Source organism: Flavobacterium sp. (assembly GCF_044348915.1).
Taxonomy (GTDB): domain Bacteria; phylum Bacteroidota; class Bacteroidia; order Flavobacteriales; family Flavobacteriaceae; genus Flavobacterium.
The window spans coordinates 1-8194 of record NZ_JBIKRX010000109.1; the positions used below are offsets into that span (position 1 = coordinate 1).

At 35.9% G+C, this 8194-nt stretch carries 6 protein-coding genes and 1 tRNA gene; 5 read left to right on the forward strand and 2 right to left on the reverse strand.

Going from position 1 to position 8194, the window contains the following annotated elements:
• Positions 1-983: DUF2723 domain-containing protein (locus tag ACIQ1E_RS13010; protein ID WP_396171739.1), on the reverse strand; the 983-nt coding region annotated here is incomplete at its 3' end.
• A gap of 349 nt (positions 984-1332) precedes the next feature.
• On the opposite strand from ACIQ1E_RS13010, the gene ACIQ1E_RS13015 reads away from it, so the two are divergent.
• Together ACIQ1E_RS13015 and ACIQ1E_RS13020 are read left to right on the forward strand one after the other, a co-directional pair.
• Positions 1333-1749 (forward strand): c-type cytochrome, encoded by a 417-nt coding sequence (locus ACIQ1E_RS13015; protein WP_396171740.1) that lies wholly within the window; start codon positions 1333-1335, stop codon positions 1747-1749.
• A gap of 329 nt (positions 1750-2078) precedes the next feature.
• Positions 2079-2149, forward strand: a tRNA-Gln gene (locus tag ACIQ1E_RS13020).
• Positions 2150-2243: 94 nt separating this feature from the next.
• Here the strand turns inward: ACIQ1E_RS13020 and ACIQ1E_RS13025 are convergent.
• Positions 2244-3068, reverse strand: a complete 825-nt coding sequence (locus ACIQ1E_RS13025) for a universal stress protein (protein WP_396171741.1) — start codon at positions 3066-3068, stop codon at positions 2244-2246.
• A gap of 181 nt (positions 3069-3249) precedes the next feature.
• Between ACIQ1E_RS13025 and rimP the strand changes: the two genes are divergently transcribed.
• The 3 genes from rimP (at position 3250) to infB (ending at position 8026) form a co-directional block, all read left to right on the forward strand.
• Entirely contained in the window at positions 3250-3714 is a 465-nt protein-coding gene (rimP, locus tag ACIQ1E_RS13030) for a ribosome assembly cofactor RimP (protein WP_396171742.1), read from the forward strand.
• Between the two features lie 13 nt (positions 3715-3727).
• Positions 3728-4981: a transcription termination factor NusA gene (nusA, locus tag ACIQ1E_RS13035; RefSeq protein ID WP_396171743.1), complete on the forward strand. Its 1254-nt coding sequence runs from the start codon at positions 3728-3730 to the stop codon at positions 4979-4981.
• A 165-nt stretch (positions 4982-5146) separates the two neighbouring features.
• A complete protein-coding gene (gene infB, locus ACIQ1E_RS13040) occupies positions 5147-8026 on the forward strand; it encodes a translation initiation factor IF-2 (RefSeq protein ID WP_396171745.1) in 2880 nt (959 codons plus the stop codon).
• Positions 8027-8194 lie beyond the last annotated feature (168 nt).

The following is an 8194-nucleotide window of genomic DNA, read 5'->3' on the forward strand; positions in this document are numbered from 1 at the left end:
GCATCCGAGGGTTTGTTTTCGTTGATGACTGTATTGGCATTGGCGCGAATAGGCAACATCATCCAAGTCGAAAAACCGATTAAGATAAAAAGGATGCATAAAATCAAAGTATTTGCTTTAATCAATCCTTTTGAGCGCGTGTATTTTAAACTAAAGTAGAAGAAAGCTACAAGTAGTAAAAGAACAAAAATGGTCCCAGAATCGAATGGCAATCCAAGTTCGTTGACCATAAAAACTTCGGTTTTACCAAAGAAAGCCATCGTCAAGGGTAGTAAAAGTTTGAAAATAAACAATAAGATGGCAACCACCAAAATATTGGCAATGATGAAATTCTTAATGGTAACTTCTTTGTAATGTTTGAAATAATAAAGAAAGCCAATAGCAGGTATGGTTAATAATGCCATAAAATGCACCCCGAAAGTAAGCCCAATGACTAGTGAAATAATCAACAACCATTTGTTGCCTTGTGGAGAATCCATATCTTGTTCCCAACGTAAACCTAACCAAAAAAGCAAAGCAATAAATAAGGAAGCCATAGCATATACCTCTGCTTCTACAGCACTTGCCCAGAAACTATCAGAAAAAGTATAGGCCAAAGCACCTACAAATGAACTTCCTAGAATTACAATAGCATCGTTTTTGGTAATCTCACTGTAAGTTGAAATTATCTTTTTGAGAATCATTGATGAGGACCAAAACATAAAAAGAATAGTAAAAGCACTTGAAAACACCGACATCATGTTGACCATCAAAGCAATATGTTGGTTGTCTATGGCAAACATTGCGAAGAAAGCGCCAATCATTTGATATAATGGTGCTCCAGGAGGATGCCCTACTTGAAGTTTTGCCGATGTAGCAATGTATTCTCCACAATCCCAAAAACTCATTGTGGGTTCAACCGTAAGCGTATATACTATTAATGCAATTAAAAAAGCACACCAACCGGTGATGGTGTTCCATTTATTGAAGTTAAATGTCGTCATATTCAGATACTAAAATTTTAATTTTTTTACGATTACAAAGAAAATGTTTTTTTATTGAAAGATACGAGCATTAACAAAATTTTCCACAAACAGATTATTTTAAAGCTGAACTCCATCTCGTTTCTTTTTTTTGATAGAGGAAATGTTGACAATATTGTCCTTTTTTGTTTCACATTTTGAAAGATTACGAGGTTTCAACTGTCTAAATAAAGCAGTTTAATTATTGCGAAAAATCTTTATTTTTATGATGCTGCTATGCAATTAATTGCGTATATTTGAGTGTGATTTTCAAAATTAGTTCTTTCAATCTTGCTTTTTTTCGATTTTAATTCTTATTAAATATATTTTTATGAAAAACAAGTATTCCAAACCAATCGTGTTAAAATTAGCATTTGTTGTAATTGCCTTTTTTTACGCTTCAATTGCCTTTGCGCAACACGAAGCTCCGATGAAAGCGCCCAAAACTGCTGTGAGAATGAAAAATCCATTTCCGGCAGATGAATTCTCCCTAGAAAGAGGAAAACATTCTTATCAGCTAGATTGTGTTCGTTGTCACGGAAAAGACGGCAATGGCGATGGTCTGCAAGCAGATAAAGTTAATAAAAAAGTAACCGACTTGGGTGCTGAAGTCATACAGAAACAGACAGACGGCGGATTGTTTTGGAAAATATCCGAAGCAAGACGCCCCATGCCATTGACAGATATAACCAATGATCAGCGTTGGGATATCGTCAATTATATTCGGACTTTCAAGATTAAGGAATGACTTTTGGCACATTGAACGAATCAAAAAGGGTTTTACAAGCCCTTTTTTGGTTTTCATAACTGCCAACACAAGATAAGGGTCAAAAAAAGGGAGGGATCTTTGTTTGGGATAAAAATTTTTTTTTGTGGTTTTTTCTAAAGCTTAGAATCGTCAATGGCAATGATTTATGGGGATTGCAGTCCAGGCCAATAGCAATAACCAACAAGTTGAGGCGACTGAAAAAAGCTCGAAGAATACTGGTAAACGAAAAGTTTTCAATAAAAAGAGCGTAAAAATTTGTAGAAATTAAAATTTGTATTAAATTTGCACTCGCTTAACAGCAACGGTATTGGTCTATGGTGTAATGGTAACACAACTGTTTTTGGTGCAGTCTTTCAAGGTTCGAGTCCTTGTAGACCAACAAAAAACCTCTCAATCTTTGAGAGGTTTTTTTATGAAAAATAGTCAAGTAGCAGTTTTGCAAATTGTTTCAAGTTCTTTTTCTTGATAAAAAATCAAATTTTGAAGGTTATTACTGGTTTTGCCGCGTGATTTACTAAGTCTTCGCCAAGGCTTCCATTGAAAAAATGTGCAAATCCTGTGCGTCCGTGTGTGCACATTCCTATTAAATCTGCATTTACACTTTTGGCAAAGTTAATAATCCCGTTTTCGATGTTAGTATCATTATAGATATGTGTGGAGTAATTTTCAATATCGAAATTGGCTAAATAATCCTCCGTAATTTTTTCGAGAATATGGGTGACTTTAAAAGAGGCTGGGGTACAAATCGTCACTAAAAATAGTTTTGCTTTGAAGATTTTTGCAAACTCAAGCATTCTACGAAATGGTTTTTTTGTCTCTTTTGAAAAATCTAAGGCAAAAACAAAATTGGTTGGGTTGAATTCCTTCGTTCCTTTTTTGATAACTAAAACAGGTATTTTAGAGTAGCGCACAATTTTTTCTGTATTGGATCCTACTAATAATTCATTGAATCCTGATGTCCCATGTGAGCCCATTACGATAAGATCGACATGGTTTTTTATACTTGCATCAACAATTCCTTCGTCTACTTTTTTAAATTCAATAGCTTCAAAGACATCTAATCCTTGTAGGAAGACTGAATCCATCAATTCTTCTAGCTTCTCAATGGCTTTGTTTTTAAAAAAAATTATCTCCGGAATACTGTTTCCATTCCCAAAAGAGTCGGCTGCTTGATGCGGTAATTCTAACAAATGCAATAAGATGATTTGATAGTTATTTTTTTTTGCGATCTGAGCGGCTACTTTTAACGCTTCGATTGAATAATCAGAAAAATCGACTGGTACTAAAATCCGTTTCATAGCTATTAGATTTTAAAAATATTTGACAAAAAGAACCCTAAATTTGATTGATTAAATTTACAAAATTTTTTCAACATAAAGCAATGATTTTTGATTTATAAAAAATAACACTATATTTGCGCAGTTATTTATTAAAAAACTAGATAATGAGGCACGCATAGCGTGCCTCTTTTTATAAAATATGACATTTAAAGATAAAGTAAACGGCCTATTAACGGAGGGATTGAAAGATAGACCTGCGGTTTTTCTGATAGATTTGGCAATTACAGATAGTTTTAAAATTATCGTGACTTTAGATGGCGATAATGGAGTCGCTTTGCAGGATTGTATCGATATAAGTCGGGCAATCGAAAATAATTTAGATCGCGAAGAGCAAGATTTTTCTCTAGAAGTAGCCTCAGTAGGAGTTGGTTCGCCATTAAAAATGGTGAGACAATACAAAAAAAACGTCGGAAGAACTTTAATTGTGAAGTTAGCAACCGAAACTATTGAAGCAGAATTAGTTGAAGCTAATGATAATTTTATAATTTTGTCATGGAAAGCTAGGGAGCCTAAAAAAGTAGGAAAAGGGAAAGAAACGGTTCAGAAAAGACAGGAAATACCGTATACAGAAATAAAAGAAGCAATTGTTACAGTAACATTTTAATTAAATAGTTGGCATGGAAAATTTAGCATTAATCGATTCATTTTCAGAGTTTAAAGATGATAAACTTATTGATCGTGTAACGCTTATGGCGATATTAGAAGATGTGTTTAGAAATGCATTGAAGAAAAAATTTGGTTCAGATGATAATTTCGACATAATTATCAATCCAGATAAGGGAGATATGGAGATCTGGCAAAGAAGGGTAATTGTTGCCGATGATGATGTAGATTTAGACCATTTAGAAATTTCGCTTACAGATGCTCGTAAAATTGAGCCGGATTTTGAAATCGGAGAAGAAGTTTCTGAAGAAGTAAAGTTAGTTGATTTGGGAAGAAGAGCTATTTTGGCATTGCGTCAAAACCTAATTTCTAAAATTCACGAACACGATAACACCAATCTTTACAAACAATTTAAAGATTTGATAGGTGATATTTACACCGCTGAAGTACACCATGTTCGTCCGAGAGTTGTGATCTTGATTGACGATGACGGAAATGAAATAGTTTTACCAAAAGAAAAACAAATTCCTTCTGACTTTTTTCGTAAAGGAGATAATGTGCGAGGAATTATCGAAAGCGTCGAATTGAAAGGGAACAAGCCTCAAATTATTATGTCTAGAACTTCTGAAAAGTTCCTAGAAAAATTATTCGAACAAGAAATTCCTGAAGTTTTCGACGGATTGATTATGGTGAAAAATGTAGTGAGAATTCCAGGCGAAAAAGCAAAAGTAGCTGTAGATTCTTATGATGATAGAATTGATCCAGTAGGTGCTTGTGTGGGGATGAAAGGGTCTCGTATTCACGGAATTGTTCGTGAATTAGGAAACGAAAATATCGATGTGATCAATTACACTAGCAATATTCAATTGTATATTACAAGAGCATTAAGCCCTGCAAAAGTTTCTTCAATCAAAATTAATGAAGAAACCAAAAGAGCTGAAGTTTTCTTGAAATTGGAAGAAGTTTCTAAGGCAATTGGTAGAGGAGGACACAATATTAAATTGGCAGGTCAATTGACTGGTTATGAACTTGACGTTATTCGTGAAGGAGACGTTGCCGGTGCTGTCGCAGATGAAGATGATGTTGAATTAACAGAGTTTTCAGATGAAATTGAAGAATGGGTAATCGAAGAATTTGCAAAAATTGGTTTAGATACTGCAAAAAGTATTTTAAAACAAGATGTAAATGACTTAGTAAGAAGGACTGACCTAGAAGAGGAAACGATTCTGGATGTAATGAAAATTCTAAAAGAAGAATTTGATAGTTAGTCAATTCTTCAAAAATTAAATTTTAAACCTTATTTTTCCTCTCTAGCAGAGAGTTAGTGTGAGGAACAAATAAAAAACATCATACTGATTTTCTTTGTCGTTGGCAGAAATGTAGAAAGCTAAGAGGGTTAGGGTGATAAAAAAAGGTAATATTAAAAAGGTTTTATGTCTGAAGAAAAAGTTATTAGAATAAGTAAAGTTTTAGCAGAATTAAATATTTCTTTTGGAACAGCAGTTGACTGTTTGAAAGGAAAGGGGATTGCTATTGAAGCAAATCCAAATGTTAAAATTTCAGACGACGTGTATAGCGTTTTATGTAAAGAATTTGCTGGAGATAAGGGTAACAAAGTAGCCTCTTCTGAAGTTAGCAAAGAAAAGCAAAAAGAAAAAGAAGCTTTGCGTATTGAACGAGAAAAAGAAATCGAGGAAAAACGCAAACATGATGAAGAGCGTTTGAGAAGTCAAGAGGTTATCAGAGCTAAAGGGTCTATTTCTGGACCGGTTCACGTTGGAAAAATTGATCTAAATCCTAAAAAGTCTACAGAGACTCCAAAGCCAGAGCCAATTGTTGAAAAAACTCCAGCTCCTAAGGCAGAAACCCCTAAAGAAAAACCAGTTGTTAAGGAATCTGTTCAAAAAGAAGCTCCTGCGAAAGAAGGACAAGAAAAAGTTGTTGCTGAGAAAAAAGAGACTAAACCGGTAGCAGAAATAAAAGAAAATAAAGTTGAGGCTGAAGCACCCAAGACAGAGGCTCCTGCGGCTATTGAAACTCCCGTAGAGGAAACAATTGCAACCAAATACACTAAATTATCTGGAGCTACACTAACAGGTCAAACTATTGATTTATCTCAATTTAATAAGCCAAAAAAGAAAAAAGAAGATCCGAAAATAGCGCCTAACAAACCTGGAACACCTGCTGCTTCCGGAAGTGCAGCTAATAATGCCAATAAGAATAAACGAAAGAGGATCGCTCCAAAACCTGGTGCGCCAAGGCCGCCGGCTACTCCGGGAGTTCCGGGTGCTCCAAATCCTAACAAAATTACTCCAAATGCTGGAGGTGGAGGTTTCAATGCTAACAGAGGTGCAAGACCAGGATTTGTAAAAGGGGCCAGACCTGCAATCACTGCTAAAGTGGAGCCTACGGAAGAAGAAGTTAAAAATCAAATTAGAGAAACTTTAGAGAAACTTCAAGGTAAAGGAAGTAAATCGAAAGCCGCTAAATATAGAAGAGACAAAAGAGAAACGCACCGTCAAAAATCAGATGATGAGCAACGAGCTTTAGACGAAGGTAGCAAAACAATTAAAGTTACTGAGTTTGTAACTGTTGGTGAAATCGCAATTATGATGGATGTGCCAATTACTAAAGTTATTGGAACTTGTATGTCGCTTGGAATCATGGTAACGATGAATCAGCGTCTTGATGCTGAAACATTAACTATTGTAGCCGATGAGTTTGGTTACGAAGTAGAATTTATCACTGTAGATATTGAAGAAGCGATTCAAGTTGTTGCAGATAAAGAGGAAGATTTAGCATTTAGAGCGCCAATCGTAACCGTAATGGGTCACGTCGATCACGGTAAGACATCTTTGCTTGATTATATTCGTAAAGAAAATGTTATCGCTGGTGAATCAGGTGGAATTACTCAGCATATTGGTGCTTATGGAGTAACTTTGGACGATGGGCAAAAAATTGCTTTCCTTGACACACCGGGTCACGAGGCCTTTACTGCAATGCGTGCACGTGGAGCTCAGGTTACCGATATTGCTATTATCGTAGTAGCTGCCGATGATGATATTATGCCACAAACGAAAGAGGCTATTTCTCACGCTCAAGCTGCGGGTGTCCCAATTATATTTGCAATCAATAAAATTGATAAGCCAAATGCTAATGTCGAGAAAATTAAAGAGAAGTTAGCAGGTATGAATTTACTTGTTGAAGATTGGGGTGGAAATATTCAATCTCACGATATTTCTGCAAAATTCGGAACAGGAGTAAAAGAATTATTAGAAAAAGTATTGCTTGAAGCAGAACTATTAGATTTAAAATCTAATCCAAACAAAGCGGCACAAGGAACAGTTGTTGAAGCTTTTTTAGATAAAGGTAAAGGGTATGTTTCTACTATATTGGTACAACACGGAACGCTAAAAGTTGGTGATTATATGTTGGCCGGTAAGCATCATGGTAAAATTAAAGCGATGCATGACGAACGAGGTAATGTCGTTAGAGAAGCAGGACCGTCAACGCCAGTATCAGTTTTGGGACTTGATGGAGCTGCAACTGCTGGTGACAAGTTCAACGTTTTTGAAGACGAAAAAGAAGCAAAACAAATCGCTTCGAAACGTTCTCAATTAATGCGTGAGCAATCAGTTCGTACTCAACGACATATTACTTTAGATGAAATTGGACGTAGAATTGCATTGGGTCAATTTAAAGAATTGAACATCATCCTTAAAGGTGACGTGGACGGTTCAGTTGAAGCCTTGTCGGATTCGTTCTCTAAATTATCTACTGACGAAATTCAAATAAACATTATTCATAAAGGAGTTGGAGCAATTACTGAAACTGACGTTATGTTGGCTTCTGCTTCAGATGCGATTATTATCGGATTTAATGTCCGTCCTGCCGGAAATGCAAGACAATTGGCTGACAAAGAAGAAATAGACATCCGTTACTACTCTATCATTTACGCCGCTATCGACGACTTGAAAGATGCAATGGAAGGAATGTTGGCGCCAGAAATGAAAGAAGAAGTTCTTGGTACTGCCGAGATTAGAGAATTATTCAAAATTTCTAAAGTAGGTACTATCGCTGGATGTATGGTTATGGATGGTAAAATTCAGAGATCAGCCAAAATCAGAATCATTCGTGAAGGTGTTGTGGTTCACACAGGTGAGCTAATCGCCTTGAAACGTTTTAAAGACGATGTCAAAGAAGTGGCCAAAGGGTACGATTGTGGTATTCAGATAAAAGGATACAACGACATCGAAGAAAGAGATGTTATCGAAGCCTTCCACGAAGTAGCTATCAAAAAGAAATTGAAATAAAATTTCAGATTTATTTAATAGAAATCCCGAGCAATCGGGATTTTTTTTGTTGTGCGCTACGCATACCATATATCTATAGGGTGTAAATCCCGAACGAGCCTGCCAATGGGAATCGTTAGCCAAGAGCAAGGGTGTCTACCGTGAGGTAGAATCTGAAGGAAGCTGGAG

Bases quoted from the DNA above. Each gene is read 5' to 3' on its own strand.
- ACIQ1E_RS13015 (WP_396171740.1), top strand. From the start codon at position 1,333: ATGAAAAACAAGTATTCCAAACCAATCGTGTTAAAATTAGCATTTGTT.
- ACIQ1E_RS13025 (WP_396171741.1), bottom strand. From the start codon at position 3,068: ATGAAACGGATTTTAGTACCAGTCGATTTTTCTGATTATTCAATCGAA.
- rimP (WP_396171742.1), top strand. From the start codon at position 3,250: ATGACATTTAAAGATAAAGTAAACGGCCTATTAACGGAGGGATTGAAA.
- nusA (WP_396171743.1), top strand. From the start codon at position 3,728: ATGGAAAATTTAGCATTAATCGATTCATTTTCAGAGTTTAAAGATGAT.
- infB (WP_396171745.1), top strand. From the start codon at position 5,147: ATGTCTGAAGAAAAAGTTATTAGAATAAGTAAAGTTTTAGCAGAATTA.